We start from the raw sequence: 20,550 nt of genomic DNA, 5'->3' as shown, positions 1-20,550 counted from the left end.
CGCGATGCTGTCCCGCACGTACGCCGCATCATCCTCAGGATCGTCCCCGCACCTCCAGGTGAGCATGCCCCCAGAAAGGACCGGTGTTTCATGACTTTCCCCAACTTCACGTCCAACGACAACACAGTGGTGTCCAGTACGGGTGTTCAGGTCGCCACTGAGCCGATGTTCGGTGGTCGGGACCTATCGGACGTGTCCGGCCCCAACGGGCTGTCCGGCCCAGATCTGTCGGATTTCGCATTCGTGGCCGGCTCAACGGCAGCCGGCGGATGGGCGGCGATCCCACGCGAAGCCAGTGGGGGCTCAGGTCGGCTCACCGACATGAAAGAGCAAGCGGTGCAGAACCTCACGGAACGGCATCAGCAAGCGACAACCGACCGTGACGATGCCCGCAAGTGGAGTCAGGCTGAAAAAGACGGCACTCTCGATGCCAAGGTGCGACAGCAGACCGCCGACGAGATCAAGCCGATCGCCGAACAGGCACGCAAGGACGCCGTCGCAGACCACTTGAAGGCGGCCGGGCCCAACGCCGCGAATCCAGAGGTGCAAAAGGAAGCGGACAAGGCAGGCAAGCTCGCTGCGAAGAAGGCCGCCGCGGACGCGGAAAAGGCACTGGGCAAGAAGATCGCCACCCGGGCCGCGGAGATGGCCGCGAAAAAGAGCGCCATGCTCGTGGCCAAACAAGCAGGACTTCGGGCAGCCGCACTGGCCGCAGGCGCTGCGATTCCCGGGCCGGGATGGCTCGTCGCTGCAGGATTCCTGGTCGGATCGCTGATGATCGATCCCCAGATGCGCAACATGATCACCGGGATCTTCTCATCGGGAATGGACGCCAATCAGCCCCCGGCGCCGCCGACCACTACATGGCTTCCCGCCACAGATGACAACCGCCAGAACGACATCAGACAGGCAGACGTCAAGCTCGCCGCGCTCAACGAGCACATCTCGGGGATCGATCCGGGCAGTCACCGCCTGTGGCATCTGCAGGATTCTCAAGTGCCCGCGCTGACCAACATGAGCGCGGGCGTGGCCAAGCTCAACGCAGCCACGGCCAAGGCAGCCGAAGCATCGGGCAACTACGAGGCGCTCCTCAACAGCGCCCCCGATCAATGGGGCGAAAAGCTGAAGGCGGCGCGTCGCAGTTCAGCTCAGGTGATCGCTGACTTCGGCCCCAAAGCTGGAGTTCCCATGGCCGCGGCGCTGACGGCGGCGGCCTCGGCCGGCAACGACGCCTACCAGCAGGTGCGCGAAGGAAACGCCAAAGCGCGCCAACAGCTGGCGAACTCGCACGGTCGATTCCTGGGATTCATCGGTGGCGGATACGGCGCCGACAACCTCTCAGCCAACATTCCTGCGATCGAGGACGCTGCGCGGGGAGTTGCCGAGGCCGACAACAGGATCGCCGAGGCGGTCAAGGACTGGAACACCGCGGCCGTGCGCGCCAACCGCGACGATGTGGTCGCCGCCGACGGCTTTGCCGCCGACCGCAAGGCGTCTCAGGTCAACGGCAAGCCCGAAGAGGAGCCACGCCTGGAGCCCAACCCGATCACCACGCCGTCCAAGGGCGACATCGACGATCCATTGCCCAAACCAGACCCGACGCCGCCGCAAGGTCTCAACAACCCGCTGGCGCCGTTGGCCAGCCCGCCGAACATGGGCGGCATGGGGCCGCTGGGGGGCAACCCGTTCGGCGGTGGCGGGCCTGCGGCCGGGCCCAAGCCGCTGGCCGACATCATGTCGAATCTGCCTGAGCCGCCGAAGAAAAAGGACGCCGGCGAGATCCGCGACGACGTCCTCCCCAAAGACACAGAGAAAGACGGCAAGAAAGGAAAGCTGGATGGCGAACTGCCTGGCGAATCGAAGCCCGGGCCGAAAATCGTGCCCGCCGCCGACACCCCGCCCGAACAGCGCCCGGGTCTCGGACGTCCTGGACCGGTGCCACCCACCACGCCGTCAGCAGTGGTGAACATCCCCGGTGTGGGTCCCGTCGACTTCAAGGACCCCAAGATCGCCGAACTGGTCCAGAAAATCACGGGCGCCGAAGACGGCGCACCGGTGACCGTGCGCGCCGGCGCACAGGAGCTGGGCATTCCGATTGGCGAGCCTGGAAAGGACATTGGCCCCGTCGTTCAGCCCGGCGAGCTGAAGCCGGGCCACATCGTGTCCAGCGCCGATGGCAAGGACTACATCTACATCGGCGAAGACCAAGTGCTGGGGGAGGACAAGAAGGTGTATCCCCTGTCCAAGGTGGCCGTCTTCGACAGCAACACCGATGGACTGTTCCGCCTTGACACCGGATTTCAGCCCGATCAGCCGGCTCCGCCGGCCGATGCAGCTGCACAGCCCAATCTGGCCGCCGCGGCACCAGCACCGGCCGGCGGGGCGGCGCCAGCTGAGCCCCAGCCTGTGATCGTGCCGGCTGACCCAGGCCCGTCCGGGACGCCCCCTGTCGACCCGCCGCCGCCCGGGTCGGTTCCCGGGCAGGCGCCGATCGACCCGAAGAACATTCTCCCGTAGGAGGTTTGAATGTCTGGCGATGATCGTCAATCCACTGCTGATCTTGCAGACGTTCTGCTCGATCTCGGGGCGGCGTTCAGGCGTGCCGTCGACGGTCTGACCGACCACGTTCGCCCTGACGGTATCGACCCGAGCACCCATGCGGCGCTGGGTGACTCCAAGGCCAAGACACAGGAGGCGTTGGACGACGGGGCGAAGGTGTCGGACAAGGGCCGCAAATTCACCAAAGACGTCGAAGAGCAGGCGCGCGAATCTGCCGAGGACATTAATGGTGTCGACGCGAAGACCGAGCTGTCATCGGGCCATGTTCCCGGCGGGGCGCCGGCCGGACAGCTGGCACCACCGGCGCCGTCGATGACGCCCCAGCCTCAGGTGTGGGGAATGGCTGCCCCATCGCAGCAGATGCCGATGCCGGCGATGGGTGGCGGTATGGGTGGTGGCGGCACAGGTATGGGCGGCGGCGGTGGCGGCTTCTCGTTCCCGAGCTTTTCCAGCGGCACCGGGTCAGTAGGCGGCGGTGGCAGTCAAAGTGGTTCTGGGGTGCGAGAAGCGGCGGCCCACACCCGGGTGGGAGGACCCGCCGTCTTTCAGAACCTCGATGCGCAGCAGGTGCAGAACGCCAAGGAGATCGTCAACGCCGGCTTGCGTCGCGGTGATGTGAGCCGCGATGACATTCAGATCGCGCTCATGACTGCACTCACTGAATCCGGGATCAGGCGCTTGGCGAACCCCGCAGTGCCAGAGTCGTTGCTGATCGAGAATGACGGTGAAGGGTACGACCACGACTCGACTGGCCCGTTTCAGCAGCGTCAGACCTGGGGTGACACAGCTGATTTGATGGATCCGGCGAGTTCGGCTGACAAGTTCTTCGACAAGCTCGTGACGATCCCCAACCGCGACCAGATGAGCATGGGCGCCGTCGCCCAGGCTGTGCAGGTCTCGGCGTTCCCCGACGCCTACGCCAAGCATGAAAAGCAGGCAGGGCAATTGCTCGACGCCATCTTCGCCAGCTAAGTGATGACGCAGTCGACACGGTGTGGAGGACGTTGATGAGTACAGACAACAACAGCGAGGCTGTCTCCGATGACGCCGCATTCGTGCACGATGTTGCCGACCGTTTGATCCTTGGCGGTGCGTGGACATGGGCGGATCACGGACTGCGGAACCAAGGCCCAGCTCCGGTTGACGGCGGCCGATGATGTCTAACCCGAGCAGCCCGACATGGCGCTAACGCCAGGCAAGCTGTGGGCGGTGTATGTCATCGCCGCCGTCCTGCTGTGTGGCGGGGTCACCGCAGGGGTTCTCATGAACCACAAAACCGAGACGCCCCCGGCTAGCCAGCCGCCTCCGCCGCCGAGCTCTGCAATCCGCGTCGGCACCCCGGCCACCCCCAGCTCGGTCTACCCGCAGCCCCAACAGCCGGCCGCGCCGTCATGTAGGTCCGTGACCGCAGTCGACGCACAAAACGTCTCGCGCCAGTTTGTGCTCGCTGTCGGCAACGCCTACGCGGAAACCCCAGAGGCGCGCCAATGCCAGGCAGCGACCGTGGTCGCACACTCCGATGTGAAAGACCAGGACTACACGATGACCTGCGTACCGGAATCGTCGCTGGTCAAGTGCACCGGAGGGCAGTCAGCGGTGATCGTTTTCCGCCCGGGCGCGTAAGTCGGCCAAACACGCCTGGGTGATTCCCGCGGCGCGTGCCCGCCCGTGGGTCAGCCGGTGCCCACAGACGAAACAGATTCCTGTCTGGCGGCCCCAGTCGGCGAGGTCACCCAGCGTGGCGACCGAGGCCTCCAGATAGACGCGGTACATGCTGACCTTCAGGTACTGCCAACTGTAATCCGATGTCGGATCGCGGAACGTGGCATAGAGGTCACCTTCGGGCGGCTGTATCACGCGGATGAGCTGGCCCTCATAGACGTAGAAGCCAGCATCTACATTCGCCCCACGGTCCCTCAATGCCTTTCCCGCGCGGGCAATTTCGCGCTGAGCCGCATAGACCCCGATAGTGCCGTCCCCACCTCGGGCGATATCGAGCTGGGTTGCAAGCAGCTGGATGGACTCCTCGATCTGCTCGGGTGTGGCCATCGGCGGTAGGGCGGGGATCGCCGAGACGTCGGCGCCGGTCTGCGCCAGCAGCCGCATCGCAGACACCCACTGGGAACGCAGGCGGGGCAGCTCAGCTCGCGCGCTGACCAGTGACGTCAGATGTGTGATGTGTCGCTCGGCCTTCACCGCAGGCCACGTGGCAAGAACCTCGGCCGGCGTCGACTCGGTGCCCAAGTCATGTTGAAGCGCGATGATTGCTTCGATTTGTTCCGGTGTGGCGCTCGATGCATTCACGATTGCACAAGGCTATCCGCCGGGGTTGGGCTCCTCTGCGGGCGGTGGCGGCGGTGGGGGTGGGGCGGTGACCGTCGCGGTGGCGGTCTGCGTGGCCGTCGCGGTGGCGGTAACCGTGGGCAGCGGTGGCGGGGGCAGATCGATCGTTTGACCGCCTGGAGCCCGTGTTGGGGTGGTGGCCGGAGCATCGTCGTTGGTGGCCGGTTGCACGGATTCGCGCAGCGCGGCGGTCAGCGACAGATCGGGACCTGTAAGCAGGAGGCTGGCAACGGACTCGGGAATGAGGTTGGGCGCCCCGGACAGGCCCAATGCACTGGCCGTCGGGGTGTAATTGCCGTCGGGGTCCGGGACGATGGCGTAAAAGATGCCCGAGTCGCTGATATAGCCGATTTGTTCTCGGGCTTCGCTGTAGGGCCCGTCTGCGGTCAAGCGGACGAACCATCCCTTGCCGGGGGTGGAGATGTACTTGCTGGCAAGTTCGGCGTTAGCCGGTCGCAGCAGACTCACGGTCGCAGCGCGGGCCTTGTCCGTGACCGGGATCGATGGCGCGGTGAGGATGTCGAGGGTGGCCGTGTTGGAACCGGCGGCCCGGTTCCACGAGTAGCACAGCGTGTCGGGGGTGATGATCGAAGGAACGGCTGGCGGGTAGTGATCCAGGGGGATCTCGGCTGCCCGGGTCATGTGGGCCACGGCTGCGGAGTCTTCGATGTTCTTCTGCGCGCCGCCGGCCGCGATGAGCATCCTGGCCACCGGTAGCGGGACATCTTGAATCCCAGCGTCTTCCACGGCGGCGTATCGGTCAGATCCATCAAGGTCCTTGTAGGCCAAGACATCTGCGTTGACAAAGCCTGGGACTGCCGCCGAAGGGCGGCCGGCTTGGGCGATGACGGGAAGCGTGAGCGCGGGCACTGGGGGAATGGCGTTGAGCAGGCCTGCAGAGACCACCATGGGCGCCTCGACGGACGTTGTGGGGATGCCAAGGGCTGAGTGCATTGTGTAGTCGGTGGCGCCGATTGCAGCGCGGGTGTTGCGGAACAACAGCCAGGGCTGCGGATCGCTTGGTGCTCGGACGATGACAGCCTTGTCCTGCCCCAACGAGGTTCCGCCCTGTCGGGTATCGGTTCCGGCGATCACTGTTGTCTGCAGAGATCCGGCTTTTGTCAGCGACAGGTTGGCCCGGCTGTCGTGCCAATCGCATACCTGCCACGCCGAATCAGACTCGGTGCGCTGCAGCAGCGAGTTGGGGGCGCCAGCGATACCCATGGGCATTCCCTTGGGGTACTTGCCGAGAATCTCGTCTTTGACGATCTTGGGGCGTTCGGCGGACTTGGCGATCAGATAGCCCGAGGCGGCGTTGGGCACTGGGTGGAGACGTTCAACATTGTCCGGCCCGGTGTAGAGGACGAACAGGCCACCCTCTTGGCCCATGAGGAACTTCCCAATCCCGGTGTCGGGCTGAGGTTTAATCCACGCCAAGAGCACGGCGATGAGGCTGGCGACGATGATGGTCGCGAAGCCGAACATGACCGAGATTTTGACCATCGCGAACGGGCTGGTGAGCGCCACTTCGTCTCGGCGGAACGCGGCCAGTCGCGTCATGCGAGCGATGTAGTTGCGCGCGTTGGCTTGCCCGGCGGTGGTGACCTTGCGGTGTGCGTCCTGGTCCGGCAATGGTGATGTCACACGGGCAGAATATGGGCGATTCGTGTTGTGTCGGGCGCCGCGCCGTAGAGTCTGAGAAACCCGCGCCTCAATTCCCAGTTATTCTTTAAGCCAGGTGAAGTGGAGGACGAATGTCCTCGGCGAGCAAAACTGAGGGGACGCCGCTATGCCTGTGGAACCGTGGGGTGCCTATCCTCCGGAAATGAATGCTGGCCGCTACGAAGGGCCGGGACCCGGTGGATGGATGGGCGCGGCCGGCGCCTGGACTGGAATGGCGGTCAACGCCGCAGCGGCCCTGGGGACGTTTTTCGCTCAGAAGTCAGATCTAGCCGCCCAGGTTTTCGGAGTCTCTTCTGCAGCTCAGCTCACCGCGGCCGCCGGCTACGGCGGCTGGCTGGGCATCATGCATGGACTGGCAGATGGGCAAGCGCTGGCACTGCAAGGTGCGGCTGCTGCCTATAGCCAGGGAAAAACCACCATGGTGCCGCTGGAAGCCGTGTTGGCTAACCGATCGGCGTACGCCGCGGCAGTAAGTTCGTCGATCCTTGGGCCCGCCGACCCGACAGCAGTCGCGCTGCAGGTGCAGTACGGGCAGATGCACGCCGAAAACGCGGCCACGATGATGGGCTATGACACCGCCGCTACGACCGCGACGTTGTATAAGCCATCGCCGCCGCCCCCGCCGCTGGTGACAGCGATGCCGGGGTCGCAATCCGCAGAAACCGCCGCGCAGACAGCGCAGGAACTTTCGGCCAAGAACGCCGCCGGTAAGCCCGCCGACATGATGACCAAGATGCTTCCCATGGCGCTTCAGGCGTTACCGCAGGCAGCCCAGATGCCGGCGCAGTTCGTTCAGATGATGTCTTCGCAGCTAGGGCAGGCATTCCAACCTGTCCAACAGATCATGAGTCAGATGGTGTCGCCGCTGGCTGGGGCTTTGGGCAACGGACTCGGTACCGGCGGCGCCGGCTTGGGATCCACCCCTGCGCAGACACGTGGCGGTGCGCCAGTGCGTGGAGGCCTTCCCCTGGGCAGCGGAACCGGCGCGATGGGCGGACTTGGGTCTCGCCTTGCCACCGGGGGAGCCGGTGGCCTCACCGGCGAGCTGCCCAAACCGACATCGACGGCAGTGCGGACCGGGCCCTCGTTCACAGGCATCCCACTGGAGAAGATGGCAGGAACCACCTTGTCGTCTGGCGCGGGCGCCGGCGGAATGGGTGGGGCAGTGCCGCCGCGGCGTCACCGCGACAAAACTGACAGTGGTGCCGAATACCAAGGTGGAGAGCACGTCTACCGCGCGAAGTCGCGCGACGGCCAGAACGAAAACCTCTCAAACCCCGAAGAAGACGCCCTCTTCGACTAACGCGGCCTTAGTTGCCAGGGATCAGGGAGAAGTCTGTCGGCGGGTGCGTGGGGACACCGAGACCGACCTCGGGATGCTCGGTCGGGCGGTCAGTTCTCGGGTATTCGATCCCCGACGGCGCAGATACTTGCTGACGCTGCTGGCTATGCGTCCCCGGGTTCTGCTGGCCCGCAGCCGGCATCGGGTCGTGGACGGCTTGGCCACCGACGACGCGCGGGGCACACCCTGACAGGCACACCACGGCTACGGCGATAGCGACAACCCGCGTACGCGCGCTGCGTTGAGTGGTGTGCATGGCCGTTATGTTACGCCAGCATCAGCTACGGCGTGTCACACCGAGGTTGCCGATCCGGCCATACAGTCAGCAACCGTGAGCACTGTGGAGTACAACCCTCGCGAAGCGAAACCGTTGCGGCCGCCGAGCAGCACCATTGTGATTGCATCGCCGATCAAGCGAGAAGAAAAAGGCAAGATCAGCCCTCTGAAGATCGTGCTCGGTGTAGCGGTCGGCGTGCTGATGCTCTTCTTCTTGTTCCTGATCGTTTCCGTCATGGGGCGTCAACCAAACCCCATGATGCTCATGGGCTACATGATGATGTTTGGGATGATGGTCAGCGCGGCCGTCGCTGGCCTGATGCAGATGTTGGGTGGCGGCGATGGTGATCTGGACCGCAAGCGCCAGAACATCGATCTGCAGTTGGCTGAATCCGCGGTCGATGTACATGAGACCGCCGGGGCCCAGCACGCGGCTGCGCTGCACTTTCACCCCAACCCCAGGAACATTCGCCGATTGGTCGAGCAGCGCGCGGCGACCTTCTGGTCAGGCGACGTCACCGCAGAAGTTGAGCAGGCGGTTCTGCGGATTGGCGTGGGAACCGAGCGGCTCAAGGTCGAACTCAAACCTGCCGAGTCCAGCGGTATCGATGAAGCCCAGGAGCACCTCTACGAGGAATACAGCGCTGTAGCCGTCAGCCGGTTCCGATCGCTGATGTCGGTCGTTCCGGAGGTGCCGTTGGCGCGTGAAATGAGCTCCCCTGCATACGGGTTCAGGGGCCCTGATCAGGAACGCATCAACGGACTCATCCGTTCGATGCTGCTTTCGGCCGCGTTCAAGTACTCGCCGAACAAGATCCTCATCGGTGTCATTTCACGGGACACCAAAGAGTGGGGCTGGACAAAGTGGCTGCCCCACAGTAGGAACCGGCTGCGTGAGCCGGGACCAGCCGGATACCGGCAGCTCGCCTGGCGCAACTACGAAGAATTCCTTGACGACATGTCAAGCCAATTCGACACGCTATACACCACAGGCACTCGGATGTATGTCATTGTCGATGACCCCGATCTGACTTTGCGGTTCCCGACCGGATACTCCGAAGGGATCCCGGGGGTGACTTTCCTTGCCGCCAACGTTCATTCGGACGCTGAGGTCACCCAACGCAGACACCGCATGCGTGTCGACGGGGACAGGCTCAGACTGCACCAGGCCGGCGCGGCGCGCGCCGACTACGTCTCGCGATTCGATGCCGAACTGGCTGCGCGTGCTATGGCCCCAATCCGGCCGCGCGGCTTCGGGTTCGACTCCGGCCAGCAGGAGACAGCAACTCCCGAAGCGCAGCCGATTGACGTGTCGTCGCTGCCCACGATCATGGATTATCTGGGCATCGGTAACGTCGAGGAATTCGACCTCAAAAGCCGGGTGTGGGATCCGGCCGAGTACACCGAAACATTGGAATCGATGTTCGGGTACGTCCTGGACGAAAACAACGAGCCGACAGGGGAGCTGGCCAAGCTCGACCTCTTCGAGGTGGCAGCTGGTGGCACCGGCCCGCACGGCATGGTGTCTGGCGGCACGGGTACGGGCAAGTCCTTTTTGATGACTGCGATCGTGCTCGGGCTGATCCTGGCGAATTCGCCGTCGAAACTGCGCATGATCCTGGCCGACTTCAAGGGCGGGGCGACGTGGAAGAAGTTCCAGGGCCGGATCGGCCACGAGGTCGCCACGATCACAAACCTGGAAAATGCGCTTGATCTGCTCGAACGCACCAAGGATGTGCTCGAGGGTGAACTGGAGTACCGGCAGAAGCTGATTAACAGGTACCCCGATGTGGAGAACATTCGGGAATACCGGGCGCGGGCCCGGACGCACCCGGAGATGGAACCGCTGCCGTTCCTGCTGTTCATCGCTGACGAGGTCCACGAGTTCCTTGAGAAGCATAACGAGTATCGCGCGATTTTCGAGAGGCTCGGTCGTGTTGGCCGTTCCCTTGGATTGTTGGTGGTCTTGGCATCGCAGTACCTCGACGAGAGAACTGTCGGAGATTTCGTCAAGCACGCCATGTTCGGCATCTCGCTTAAGGTCACCAAGCCGTCGGAATCGAAGACAGTCCTCAATGGGGAAGAGGGTGCCATTCGGCTGCCCTCGTCAATGATCGCGCTGTTCTACAAGACAGTGAACAAGCAGGACTCGATCTGGCAGCGGGTCATGGCGTGGAACTGGCAGAAGAGCTACATGCGGCCGCTAGTGGACACCGCTGCGCCCACTCCACCGGGTGAGACGGCGCCGGTCAGGCGCGGCGCCGAAGTCCATACCGAAGACGTCGCGGAGTTTGGCATGTACCACCGCCCCACCGTGGCCACCACCGAAGACGACCCCGAGCCGCAGCCGGTGCGTGCCGCACGCACCGAAGAGTCGGGCATGACCTTGGTGGAGGCCGGGATACGGCTAGTGGAACGGTGCAGCCAGTCGTATCAGATGCGGGAACTCTGGACAGAACCGTTACGTCACCCGCTGTCCATCCCGCACGTCGAAACGGGGTGGGCGCCCGAGCCGGGCAAGCTGCAGCTGCGAATCGGCGACGTTGATGTCCCTCTGGAGCACAGGCGTGAACCGATGGTTGTGGATTTCACCGGGTCGCTGTCAAACGCATACATCGCAGGTGGCACCCGGACCGGCAAGACCAACACGTTGCGCGCCATGATTGCGGCATCGGCCGCGACGTATTCGGCGGATCACGCGTCCTGGTACATCTACGACTACGCCGGCACCGATATGGCGTGCATGGCTACGTGGCCAAATGTGGGTGGTTACGCGTCAAAGACCGACGAGGACATGTTCTCCAGGCTTTGGGGTGAGATTAACCGGATCATCGATCTGCGGACCAAAGTCATTGGCAACAACAAACACATCCGGACCGTCGACCAGTACCTGGCGAGCAAGGACGAGTTGGGTGTGACAGGGGATCCCTATGGGCATATCTTCTTCGCGGTCGACGGCCTGGATCTGATTCTCGACGACTGTGGCCAGGACTACATGGACGCACGCGACGAGTGGTCGCAGCTGCTTTCGCACGCGCCGGCCGCTGGCGTGCACGTCGTGTACACCACTCGTGTGGTCACGGGGAGGATGCCGAAACTCGTTGAGAAAACAGATGTTTGCGTTTACCACAACATGAAGGACCCCCAAGTCGTTGATTCTGTGGTTCGCGCCGCGATCAAGTCGATCCCGGTCACGATGCCCGGCGGCTCGATCAACACTGAGCGTGTGGATTCCAACAACCGCCCACAGATCCTTCGAGCCCGTGTATTCATCCCGATACCGGAGCGCATCCAACCCGACTCAGAGCAAGATGGGATGCCCGTATTCACGGTCCGCGACTACAGCGCTCGGATCGAGGAAGTCGGCACCCAGAAGCGCACCAGCGCCCGGACCGTCGCACCACGGATCGACCAGGTGCCCACCGTCGTTCCGTACGCGAACCTGATTGCGGCATACCAGCACATCGAGTTCGCCAAGGTGCATCGCGGAGCTCGCGTGCTGCCGATGGGGGTCGACCGTTCCACTGGGCAAGCCTTGGCGATGAATCTGGCAGAAACCCGCCACATGTTCGTGGCCGGGGCCGGCCACGCCGGCGTCACCACCACGCTTCGGACAGCGATCAACTCGATCACCACGGTGTATGGCCCTGACGAAGCGACGATCCTGATTATAGATGGCCGAATGGGGCTGGCCGACATGATCGAGTCGCTGCAATCCAGCGGCTACATGCAGCCAGGCCGGTCTGCCTCCAACGTCGAAAGCGCACAGCCCATCATCGCCAATCTTGATCAGCTGATGAGCAGCCGGAAACCCCAGGGGAATGAATCGCCGGCACAGATCCGTGACCGCGAGTACGTCAAGGGCAAGGAAGTATTCGTGATCATCGACGGATTCGAGTCGCTGCGTTCCTTGCAAGCGGGCAACGCTGCACCGGGATCGCTCGAATGGCTCGGGCCGCGAATCCCGGTCATGGATGTCGGCGTCCATCTGCTTGTCGGAACTGACGGCGCCGGCCTGTCGCGCTGGGTCGGTATGAACAAGTTCACCGCAGCGCTGACATCCGGATCGAGTGTGCGGAACGTGTTCCTCAACGGAAATCCCGGCGAGGGCAAGATCCTTGTGCACGAGAAGGTGAAGTTCCGCAAGCTACCCGTTGGCCGGGCGATCTGGCACAAAGCCGGTGGGTCAGATGACCAGATCATCCAAATCGCCAACTCGGAGGCGGTGTACGAATGATGGCGCCAGTAGCCGCGGAACTCGCACGAGGTCTCGACGGCGAGCCGGGGCGAAATGCCCTGGGACGGAAAGAAAATCTGCGCGTGCCGTCACCGGAAAATGCTCAAGGTTGAAATGATGGCTATTACGTCGAAGAACCGATCAGACAAGGACGGCCGTTGATGACGACCCGTGAGTATCGTGGGGGCGCCTACGCACCGCCAAAGACGCACAAGCACATTAAGCGCACCAGGCTCGCGATCGCGACCGTGGTGATCGCGCTGCTGGCGGCCGCGGCCGTCGCAGTAGCTCTGTTCTGGCACACCCCTCCCCCCGACCACAGCGGCCGCGGCGCTGAAGCGGTCCATCGCCTGCTGAGTGCACAGGTGATCACAGCCTCGGGGACAGCACGCACCAAAGACGGTGTGCAACACCCATTCACAGTGGACATCAACACCCGCACGGGCGACGCGTTGGGTACCTGGGCATCGGGCACCGGCACCGCAGTCACCTACACGGTGGCGCGGCGGGCGCTGTTCGCTCAGGTCAACCCCGGAGCATGGACAGCGCTGGGAATCGATGCCACCTACCAAGGATGGGCTCTGGTGCCAGCGGCCCTCCTGGGCGAGACCCCGATCGTTTTCGACCCCACGGCATTGGGCGAAGCGGTGGATGCTGGGCCGTCCAGCTATGCCGGCAGCGAGTACACCTACCCAGGAGGAACCACAGTCCGGCTCCGCGACGGCGACGTCGAATCGGTGACATTCAAAGGCTCGGACTTCACTTTGGTTGTCCGCAATGATGAGACCGCGACAAAGCGGATCGCTGACAGCGCGCGGGAAGCGGCAGCAGCCCGGGTGGCCACGGTGAACGACACGCCGGCCGGATTCACTGTCACCTTGCCGGCCGGGGTGCCCGAACCGGCCCAGGAGCCGCCCGCCCCCGTCCCGCCGACGCCCACGACATCACCCGTCGCAGCGCCATGACCCCCCGTTTGAGGATGAGGAACACATGACCAGCCAAGGCAGGAATCTGGATGACCTTCTGGCCCTTCTTGAACAGCTGAAGGTCGACGAGCTTGCAGCCGAGTACGCCTACCACATGGCGGTTGGTAGATGGTCTGATAACCCTGGTGAGCCCAGCGACGGCGACTGCACTGCAGTGGTGTTGGAAGGAAAGCTGTTCTCGCTGTCGTTGACGGACACATATGCACGCGCACGTGATACGGAGTTCGTCAGCTTCACCGTGAACGCAGTGATCATGAACGCTTATCGGGTGTGGCGCCTCGATTACGACCGGCTTGTGAAGGAAGCGCAGACGCGACTGGCGACCGACCCCGAGGCGCGACAGTGGATACGCCAGGTTCTCGAAGCGAACGCGCAGAACTGATGAGCAGCCGCGCATCCCCTTGGCCGAAAAACGGGGTGCGTGTCGCAACACGCGCTTCCCCGTTGGCGATAGTTTCGGCATTCAACGGATTCCTACAGTGGGAGGCGCACTTTCATGGCAACACCAGGATATGTTGACGTCGAGTCGACAATCGAAAACAAGTTGGGCGACGGACGGATCAGCGTTGAGGCGCCGCCGCTGTCTACCGGAAAGCCCGAAACCTACGTGTTCCAGCGGTATCCGGTGGCGGTGCTCAAACCGATTTACATCCCCGCGACCACCGATTCCACCTCCTGCGTGAACGAAGACACAGCCAAACGGATGATCTCCTGGATCTCGGCGATATCTGTGGAAGTCAAGGCTCGGCAGCCCTACGACGTGTGGTCCACAGGCATCATGCGCCACAACCTCAACGGCGAGACCTATGACAGCCTGATGGTGTTCGCCGCGTTCGAGAACATCAAGTACGCCGATCTGGTTGACATGGCCGCGGTGTTCAAACGGTACGAACCCGACAACCTGATTCTTGACGACGGCCGGTACCCGGCGCTGGATGCCTTCATCCCCACCCCGGAGCTGGTGTCTGAAGTGTTCCGGTACGCAACGAAAATCCAGGCCGCCAAAGCCAAGAACCCGGACCTGAAGTCGTGGAAGTTCGACGACAATGCCCCGCAGCGGGCGCGGCACGCCGCCCCTGAACCGGCGCAAACAGCACCGGCTGCAACGCCTTCGGCGCACTCGGCGCCGAGTGGCGATATCGAGGCGTGGTTTTCCTGATTCATCGTCCTTAAGGACACCTGACTCCGAACAGCCACTAGAATTAGAGCCGTTGCTATCGGCGGGGCGTTCTCCCCGAAACCCATCACCCCCCAATGGGTTCCATGTCCCGGCGCCCCGCCGAAGCAACCTCTGCCCGGAGCGGTCGAAACGCGAAATGCGGCCCGTATGTACCGGTCGACCCGTCTCGTGCGGAGGGTAGGAGAAACGGAGGCTGACGTTGGCTACTCACAATGAGAGCCGTTTGCGCCGACGAAGGGGTTCGCAGCGATGTGTGGTGTGGATTGCTGCGGTATGGGCTGCGTTAGCGCTCGCCGCGTCGGCGGGGGCGGACCCCGTAGTAACTGTCAGATGCGTGGCGTACGAACACCAATCGCCTGATGCAGAAGGCGACGCAGTGTTCCTGGGAGTCTTCTACGCATCGGGGGCCAGCTATATGGAGGCCTTCGAGCGCGCAGATTACAACGCGTTTCGAGGACATCCCGCGCTCCCGCGACACATCACATGCAAGGAACTCACGAGAGGACCGTCATGGCAGACGGACCCTGAAACAGCACTCTGAGCGCGACGTTCGGGCTGCCACGTGCCTCGATGAAGTTTCGGCACAGGCGCCCACAATGCGCAAAATTATCGGCTTAGGAGGGACTGCGGCGTGAAGGAGCGCAAATAATGCTGACCCGAATACTCGTGAGCCCGTACAGGGTCCGAATGTTGGCATTCGGTGCAGTGTCGGCGGCGGTTCTGGTGACAGCGTTCATTGCGCTGGCCTGCGCCGGCGTCGTCTTCCCCGTGTGGGCTGTAGCGATCGCGATCCCCGCGTCCGGGGCGATTATGGGCGCGGTGCTGGCCTCCGTGACCCGCAGGCTAGCTGACCAGTACCGTGCAGCCTTCGGTGACGTGGCATCCCGCGCAGATCACGCTGCGGCCGTCCGCGCATCCATGAGTGGCCCCATCCCTGCCGAGGGCGACGTGTTGACGGCAGCTCGCCGCCTCGCGTGGTTGTCGGTGCGGCTATACCGTCAGGCCGGGATCTGGATGATCACCGGCGCCTGGCTGTGTGCGGCGTCGATCTTCGGCCTTGGTGTGATACCGGGAATCGCCACAGCCGATACCTCACTCGGCGCCATCGCAATCCTGTGGCTGCTCGCCGTGGTGTACGCGGGCGTCGCGGTGTGGATCCACTTCGATCGGCGTCGGGCAACGCGTCGTGCTACGCGGTTGGAATTGGACGCTGCATTCAAGACGGTGACTTATGAGACGTCGTAGATCGCTGCTGCTAAGCGCCGTCGCTGCCGCGGTGGTAGCCGCTGGCGGATGGGCCGGGTTGGACGCTGCTGTCGAGGGCGCGGCGGTCAGCGCAAGCCCGGAGGCGGCGCCGGCGAGCGTGGCTGTTGTCGACGACCTGCTATCGACTATCGCGGTTGTGCCCGAACGCTCCCGCAGTGGCGATTACCGTCGCGCAGCGTTCGGGGAAGCCTGGACTGATGACAACGACGCTCCTGGCGGCCGCAACCAATGTGACACCCGCAACGATATTCTGAATCGCGACTTGGTCGACAAGACCTTCGTGTCGATCAGCCGGTGTCCACGCGCTGTTGCGACCGGGGTGCTGCACGATCCTTACACGGGCACCACCATCAACTTTGTGCGCGGCAACAAGACGGGTGCAGCTGTACAGATCGAGCACGTCGTGCCATTGGCGTATGCATGGGACCAAGGGGCCCGGTCGTGGCCTCAATCGCTGCGTGTTCGGTTCGCCAATGATCCTGCGAATCTTCTTGCCGTAGAAGGTCAGGTGAACCAGGACAAACGCGATAGAGAGCCCGCGCGCTGGATGCCTCCGAACGTCGGTTTCCATTGTCAGTACGCGACGCGGTTCATTTCTGTGATGCGCACCTACGGGCTGGCCGTCGATGCGCCGTCGCTGCCGGTCTTGCGTGAGGCCGCGTTGACTTGTCCGACTAGCTGATGAGCGGTCCACTACTCGTACACAGCGCGTCTGGCCTGCGAATAGTATGAAGCGAATGGGAGATTGATCAGGATGACGGAATCCGCTGGGCCCCTGGGCGAATGCAAGTTTGCGGTTGAGGATCGCGTGAAGATCGACACTGGAGGGTTCGGCAAGGTCACTAAGACGATCCGCGGCGCCGACGGCTGGACGTGCATCATCTCGGTCCCCGGCCAGCGGCAGCGTACAGAGATCTTCGTTCACGAGTCTCGACTGACGCTGTGGACCCCATGACCTTGACGCGTGACCGGGTGCCCGCACGCACTGACGTGAACTGGCCAGCATGATGAATTCCCTTCCTGCAGGCTTGGCAGACCTGCTCCAGACCAACCCTGCAGCGACCGCTGTTGTCGGAGGAATTGGAGTCGCAGCCGCCACGTCACTGCTGCGGTTGATCCGCCGAATCCGACGCATCCTTTGGACCGTCACCGCGGTCGCAGCGACCGGCACACTGGGGCTGGGCGGAGCAGCGATGCTCCTTTCCAGCCTGAACACCACGCTCCTACAGTGAAATTGCCTCCAGACCCGGCAAGGACGACACGAATGCGAAATGCCACCATCAGCGCGCAAGCTCCGAGCTACGCCCCCGACGGTTCGCAGGGATATTGCCTGACCGTCACCGGTGAACGACCTGCCAGTGGCTGGACTGTCAGCGGTTGGATCCACGTCGGAGACGACGGCCGCACGGTGTACGCATCGATCGACGGCGCGCCGTCGCAGTCGGTAGGCACTGTGGCCTCACCCGCGGAACTGACCATTGACTGGATTGACCGGCACGCCGACGAGATCCAACGACCGTTCTGATGAGCCGCGCGCTTCCCTTGGTATGTTGCGCAGCGCCGCACCAGATTTGAGAACTCCGGATTAGCGTGCGGGCTGGTACGCGGTGGTCCGACTGTCCGGATGAAAGTAGGGTGGCCGCAGCGCACCGGTACCACGTGGCCCCGTGGTGGTTGTGACGTTTGTCAGGCAGCGCGGTGGTGTGGTTCGCCCGAGAACGCCAGGCTCATGTTCGTGGCCGGCTGACCAAACGTCCACGTCTGGAGTTTCGGTGACTTCCCAACTGCGAACCAAGCCTTCACCCACGGCGGTGTGCTTGCCGATGGACGACAGATCGTCGAGCAGATCGCGAATCGCCTCGGGATCACCGACTGCGCGCCAGGTCAAGTGTGTGGCGGCGTGCGCTGGTACGGGCACCATGCGGCGCTGGTAGCGGCCGGTGGTGTCAGAGACGGCCTTGCTGATTGTGGGTGCGAGCTGCTGGAGCCGGTGATGGTCGGTTCGGGAAACGCGCCAACGGATGTCAGGTTCGGTGACATCTTGTGTTCTGGGGTGCAGGTCAGCGAAGGTGGCCATCCAGTGCCAGTCGCTGTCGTGGTCGGGGTCGCCGCAAGTGGCCAGCGGCAACTGGAGTGTTTCTTGGGGCCCGTCAGACCTGTATGCGACGTGGTGGCCAGCTTCGCGAGCAGCCCATTTGCGTCGGTCCCACAGGACAGAGGCGAGCAATCCGTCAAGGGCGACGCCCCATGGCCGCGAAAGAACGATTCCATGCGGCATGGTGGCGGTGATCTGCAACGCAATCATGCGCGGTTCACGAGAGATTCGATAGTGCGGCAATCGCCTCGTCGCGGCGCTTCTTGAGCTCAGCACGCCAGTCGACCGTTTCGTCGGGGAACTGTCCACGTTTGACTTCGTGGCTCAGGTTGACGATGACGCGACCGTGGCCGGCAGACGCGCGACCGCCGAGATGGCCATCGCTGGCGAACGCGTCGAGGACATCGCGCATAAACGCGGCCTGGCAACTGGTCGCGTTGTTGAGGAGCACCCATGTCTGCAGACGGGTGCCCGCCGGTAGGGTTTCGACACCGAATCGCGTAAGGGGACTTGTCTTTTCGTCACGATCTTCGCAGGGTGGCTGGTCGAAGTTGGTGCGGTGATCAGAGAGATGGCCAAACCACTCGGCGCCCATCACCCGCACAGCAGGAAGGGGATCGGACTGGGGCGAGCGGTCCAAGATATGGGCGGTTTCGGCTACCTCCGGCACTACCTTGCCGACCTTCAGCAGCCCGGACATCATCCGGCCTGAAGCCGCACCGCCGAACACCGCGACGAGTGGCAGGAGATCTCTGAGCTGACGTATGCCCTCGTTGTCCAGTGGGGTTTTCGATTTGGCGAGCCGACCACCATTAGTGAGCAGATGGGCGGCGGGAACAGGTAGGGCGGCGTCCTCGTAATCGAGGGCCTCTGCGGTGAGCTCCTCACCGATACGGCGAAGGGCACCGCGGAAGCCGCCGCCGGAGACCATTGGAACCTGCAGTGCGATGTTGTCGGGGTCAATGCTCTTCTCGCGGCGAAACAAGGCGAAATTGCCGCTGGCGGCGGTGATGACCTCACGGTGCACGATCGAGGACTGGGCCACCATGTCGATCTTCCACTTGATTTTGGACAAACGGCTCATCGGTTTTGTGCCTTGCGTTCGGCGGAGACAGCCTCGGTGATGATCCGTACCCTCAGCAGCAAAGCGGGCAGGCTGGTTTGAAGGATGCTGAGCACAGGCAGCGGTGGCTCCTGCAGCAGTTGTGCTAGTTCTCGGCGTCGGTCGCTGTGTCGGGGCGCTGTCGCATCGAGCAATGATGAGGCGGTAGACCACCATTCGTGGAGTGTGGCCGAACGGTAGGACGCCACACGTACCCGAGAAACCAGTACATCGTCCCAGTAGGTTTTGCGGTGCTTTTCCTCGCCGATCCAGGTGTTGTCCCAGTCGATGCTGTAGTGCAACAGCAACAGCAACCGCTCTGCGGTATCGGCAGCCCGGTCCGCGGCCGCTGGAGATGGCACCGGTGCAGTTGAACCTGTTGGAGTGGTCATGGACTGCAACTCGGGCACCAGCGCCTGCCACCTACGAGTCGGGGTGAGCTCGACGTCGATCATGCGCGTCAGCGTATCCGCGGTGTGTCAGGCGTAGGGCCGAGAGTTCCGGCGGGTCTTATTTGCCGCGGCCTTTGTCGGCGTGTGCGTGAGTGTCCTGGCCGCAGCCCACAAAGGTTCGACTTTCCGCCATGGCTGCAGCGACGCCCAAGCGTCTAGGAACTGCGTCCAGCTGTCCCGGGGTTGGGTGGCCAATACGGGATAGGGCGGCATTTCCCGCATCAGGGTGCGGTCGATCTTCATCGCGATCTGCCGCTCACTCATCGAATCGGTCGCGTGCGCGTGCACCCATGCGGTAACGGCGCGGCGCACCAAGGCAAAATCGGCAAGGCGGCCGGCTGCAGTCGCGTTCCACATGGTGACCAGACCGTCGGTAGCCAGATGACCCCATTCGGCGGTCGCCAAGACGTGCCGACGCCGCGAGGACGGAAGTACCACGGCATGGGTATTCGGAAGAGCGCCAGCCGTCAGTAGGGGAGCCAGGCCAGCACCCTCGGAGTACTCAGTGACGGTGTCTGCGGTGATCACCATGGCCGGCACGACTATGGGTGAGCGGCTGTAGGCCCAGGCGCACGGCACGCACAGCCGGCGGGATCCGAAAGGCCATGCGTCGAAGCCGGTGAATTTCTCGGAGATGATGTGCGAGCTGGTCACCGTGGGGCCGTCCTCGCCGCACCGGCCGCAGCGGCCGGGTATGGGCGCGGGTGCGTTGACCGGAGGTTGTCCGGCAACAACCCACGCGGCGGCGGCAGGATCGGAAAGCATGCTGGCGGCCACAATACGGGCAGCGATTGCTACCGTAGGCAACACGAAACGCACATAGGGTTTGGGAGATGGTGTCCCAGGGGCGGCTTCGGAACGGCTGATGTCAGCCGCGCCGGGGCCGCCCCTCCTCGCTTTCGCCGACCACCAGCGCTGCTCGTTGATGATTCGCCCGGCGACCGGGGGCGGCGTGTCGCGCCATGCGAAACGGTGGATGGGTTGAATGGGGAAGTCCCCGGGCTGCGGCCGCACGGGAGGACATCAAGC

General features: G+C 63.5%; 19 protein-coding genes. 13 read left to right on the top strand and 6 right to left on the bottom strand.

All coding sequences use genetic code 11. The annotated features are described in order from the left end of the window. The first annotated feature begins 90 nt into the window (after nt 1–90). The 3 genes from AWC31_RS03025 to AWC31_RS03015 all read left to right on the top strand — a co-directional run bounded on the left by AWC31_RS03025 (nt 91) and on the right by AWC31_RS03015 (nt 4,182). The gene (locus AWC31_RS03025; protein WP_085142552.1) at nt 91–2,517 is read left to right on the top strand and encodes a hypothetical protein; all 2,427 of its coding nucleotides are present in this window, start codon (nt 91–93) and stop codon (nt 2,515–2,517) included. A 9-nt stretch (nt 2,518–2,526) separates the two neighbouring features. Further along, the gene (locus AWC31_RS36700; protein ID WP_110774885.1) at nt 2,527–3,531 is read left to right on the top strand and encodes a hypothetical protein; all 1,005 of its coding nucleotides are present in this window, start codon (nt 2,527–2,529) and stop codon (nt 3,529–3,531) included. 207 nt (nt 3,532–3,738) lie between these two features. Then, a complete protein-coding gene (locus AWC31_RS03015) occupies nt 3,739–4,182 on the top strand; it encodes a hypothetical protein (RefSeq protein ID WP_085142550.1) in 444 nt (147 codons plus the stop codon). On the opposite strand, the gene AWC31_RS03010 is transcribed toward AWC31_RS03015, so the two are convergent. After that, a complete protein-coding gene (locus AWC31_RS03010) occupies nt 4,150–4,863 on the bottom strand; it encodes a hypothetical protein (RefSeq protein WP_133060070.1) in 714 nt (237 codons plus the stop codon). The two genes, AWC31_RS03015 and AWC31_RS03010, sit on opposite strands and share 33 nt — an antisense overlap. A 12-nt stretch (nt 4,864–4,875) precedes the next feature. Beyond that, nucleotides 4,876–6,546, bottom strand: coding sequence for a type VII secretion protein EccB (gene eccB / locus AWC31_RS03005; RefSeq protein WP_110774884.1), 1,671 nt, complete (start codon nt 6,544–6,546; stop codon nt 4,876–4,878). 145 nt (nt 6,547–6,691) lie between these two features. On the opposite strand from eccB, the gene AWC31_RS03000 reads away from it, so the two are divergent. The 10 genes from AWC31_RS03000 to AWC31_RS02955 all read left to right on the top strand — a co-directional run bounded on the left by AWC31_RS03000 (nt 6,692) and on the right by AWC31_RS02955 (nt 17,397). Then, on the top strand, nt 6,692–7,888 hold the full coding sequence (locus AWC31_RS03000) for a PPE domain-containing protein (protein WP_085142543.1): 1,197 nt from the start codon (nt 6,692–6,694) through the stop codon (nt 7,886–7,888). A 43-nt stretch (nt 7,889–7,931) separates the two neighbouring features. Beyond that, nucleotides 7,932–8,117, top strand: coding sequence for a hypothetical protein (locus tag AWC31_RS02995; RefSeq protein ID WP_085142542.1), 186 nt, complete (start codon nt 7,932–7,934; stop codon nt 8,115–8,117). A gap of 141 nt (nt 8,118–8,258) precedes the next feature. Continuing rightward, nucleotides 8,259–12,440, top strand: coding sequence for an FtsK/SpoIIIE domain-containing protein (locus tag AWC31_RS02990; RefSeq protein ID WP_133060069.1), 4,182 nt, complete (start codon nt 8,259–8,261; stop codon nt 12,438–12,440). A gap of 161 nt (nt 12,441–12,601) precedes the next feature. Then, nucleotides 12,602–13,405 carry a hypothetical protein gene (locus AWC31_RS02985; protein ID WP_085142538.1) on the top strand — a complete coding sequence of 268 codons (804 nt, stop codon included), beginning with the start codon at nt 12,602–12,604 and terminating at the stop codon, nt 13,403–13,405. 25 nt (nt 13,406–13,430) lie between these two features. Beyond that, nucleotides 13,431–13,808, top strand: a complete 378-nt coding sequence (locus AWC31_RS02980; protein WP_085142536.1) for a hypothetical protein — start codon at nt 13,431–13,433, stop codon at nt 13,806–13,808. 243 nt (nt 13,809–14,051) lie between these two features. Next, nucleotides 14,052–14,585: a S1 domain-containing protein gene (locus AWC31_RS02975; RefSeq protein ID WP_133060068.1), complete on the top strand. Its 534-nt coding sequence runs from the start codon at nt 14,052–14,054 to the stop codon at nt 14,583–14,585. A gap of 744 nt (nt 14,586–15,329) precedes the next feature. Further along, complete coding sequence (locus tag AWC31_RS37280) at nt 15,330–15,851, top strand: hypothetical protein (RefSeq protein ID WP_165765893.1); 522 nt, start codon at nt 15,330–15,332, stop codon at nt 15,849–15,851. Further along, nucleotides 15,838–16,554 carry an HNH endonuclease family protein gene (locus AWC31_RS02965; protein WP_085142530.1) on the top strand — a complete coding sequence of 239 codons (717 nt, stop codon included), beginning with the start codon at nt 15,838–15,840 and terminating at the stop codon, nt 16,552–16,554. Before AWC31_RS37280 ends, AWC31_RS02965 begins: the two co-directional genes overlap by 14 nt. 126 nt (nt 16,555–16,680) lie before the next feature. Further along, nucleotides 16,681–16,827 (top strand): hypothetical protein, encoded by a 147-nt coding sequence (locus tag AWC31_RS37275; protein WP_165765892.1) that lies wholly within the window; start codon nt 16,681–16,683, stop codon nt 16,825–16,827. 309 nt (nt 16,828–17,136) lie between these two features. Then, a complete protein-coding gene (locus AWC31_RS02955; protein WP_085142526.1) occupies nt 17,137–17,397 on the top strand; it encodes a hypothetical protein in 261 nt (86 codons plus the stop codon). Between the two features lie 60 nt (nt 17,398–17,457). On the opposite strand, the gene AWC31_RS02950 is transcribed toward AWC31_RS02955, so the two are convergent. The 4 genes from AWC31_RS02950 to AWC31_RS02935 are packed head-to-tail and all read right to left on the bottom strand — an operon-like array spanning nt 17,458 to nt 20,535. Then, on the bottom strand, nt 17,458–18,177 hold the full coding sequence (locus tag AWC31_RS02950) for a Csf3-related protein (protein ID WP_085142524.1): 720 nt from the start codon (nt 18,175–18,177) through the stop codon (nt 17,458–17,460). Nucleotides 18,178–18,184: 7 nt separating this feature from the next. Beyond that, nucleotides 18,185–19,051: an RAMP superfamily CRISPR-associated protein gene (locus AWC31_RS02945; protein WP_085142522.1), complete on the bottom strand. Its 867-nt coding sequence runs from the start codon at nt 19,049–19,051 to the stop codon at nt 18,185–18,187. Continuing rightward, nucleotides 19,048–19,524: a hypothetical protein gene (locus AWC31_RS02940; RefSeq protein ID WP_085142519.1), complete on the bottom strand. Its 477-nt coding sequence runs from the start codon at nt 19,522–19,524 to the stop codon at nt 19,048–19,050. Before AWC31_RS02940 ends, AWC31_RS02945 begins: the two co-directional genes overlap by 4 nt. A 24-nt stretch (nt 19,525–19,548) precedes the next feature. Then, the gene (locus tag AWC31_RS02935) at nt 19,549–20,535 is read right to left on the bottom strand and encodes a hypothetical protein (protein WP_234816693.1); all 987 of its coding nucleotides are present in this window, start codon (nt 20,533–20,535) and stop codon (nt 19,549–19,551) included. Nucleotides 20,536–20,550 lie beyond the last annotated feature (15 nt).

The organism is Mycolicibacterium wolinskyi, from assembly GCF_002101965.1.
In the GTDB taxonomy this organism is placed as follows: domain Bacteria; phylum Actinomycetota; class Actinomycetes; order Mycobacteriales; family Mycobacteriaceae; genus Mycobacterium; species Mycobacterium wolinskyi.
The sequence above is the reverse complement of the archived record's forward strand: the minus strand, read 5'-3'. Positions and strand labels throughout refer to the sequence as shown.

Coding starts and splice junctions, on each gene's coding strand:
- AWC31_RS02950 (WP_085142524.1), bottom strand. CDS start 18,177: ATGATTGCGTTGCAGATCACCGCCACCATGCCGCATGGAATCGTTCTT.
- AWC31_RS02955 (WP_085142526.1), top strand. CDS start 17,137: ATGCGAAATGCCACCATCAGCGCGCAAGCTCCGAGCTACGCCCCCGAC.
- AWC31_RS02985 (WP_085142538.1), top strand. CDS start 12,602: ATGACGACCCGTGAGTATCGTGGGGGCGCCTACGCACCGCCAAAGACG.
- AWC31_RS36700 (WP_110774885.1), top strand. CDS start 2,527: ATGTCTGGCGATGATCGTCAATCCACTGCTGATCTTGCAGACGTTCTG.
- AWC31_RS02980 (WP_085142536.1), top strand. CDS start 13,431: ATGACCAGCCAAGGCAGGAATCTGGATGACCTTCTGGCCCTTCTTGAA.
- AWC31_RS02940 (WP_085142519.1), bottom strand. CDS start 19,524: ATGATCGACGTCGAGCTCACCCCGACTCGTAGGTGGCAGGCGCTGGTG.
- AWC31_RS02945 (WP_085142522.1), bottom strand. CDS start 19,051: ATGAGCCGTTTGTCCAAAATCAAGTGGAAGATCGACATGGTGGCCCAG.
- AWC31_RS03025 (WP_085142552.1), top strand. CDS start 91: ATGACTTTCCCCAACTTCACGTCCAACGACAACACAGTGGTGTCCAGT.
- AWC31_RS02965 (WP_085142530.1), top strand. CDS start 15,838: ATGAGACGTCGTAGATCGCTGCTGCTAAGCGCCGTCGCTGCCGCGGTG.
- AWC31_RS03015 (WP_085142550.1), top strand. CDS start 3,739: ATGGCGCTAACGCCAGGCAAGCTGTGGGCGGTGTATGTCATCGCCGCC.
- AWC31_RS03000 (WP_085142543.1), top strand. CDS start 6,692: ATGCCTGTGGAACCGTGGGGTGCCTATCCTCCGGAAATGAATGCTGGC.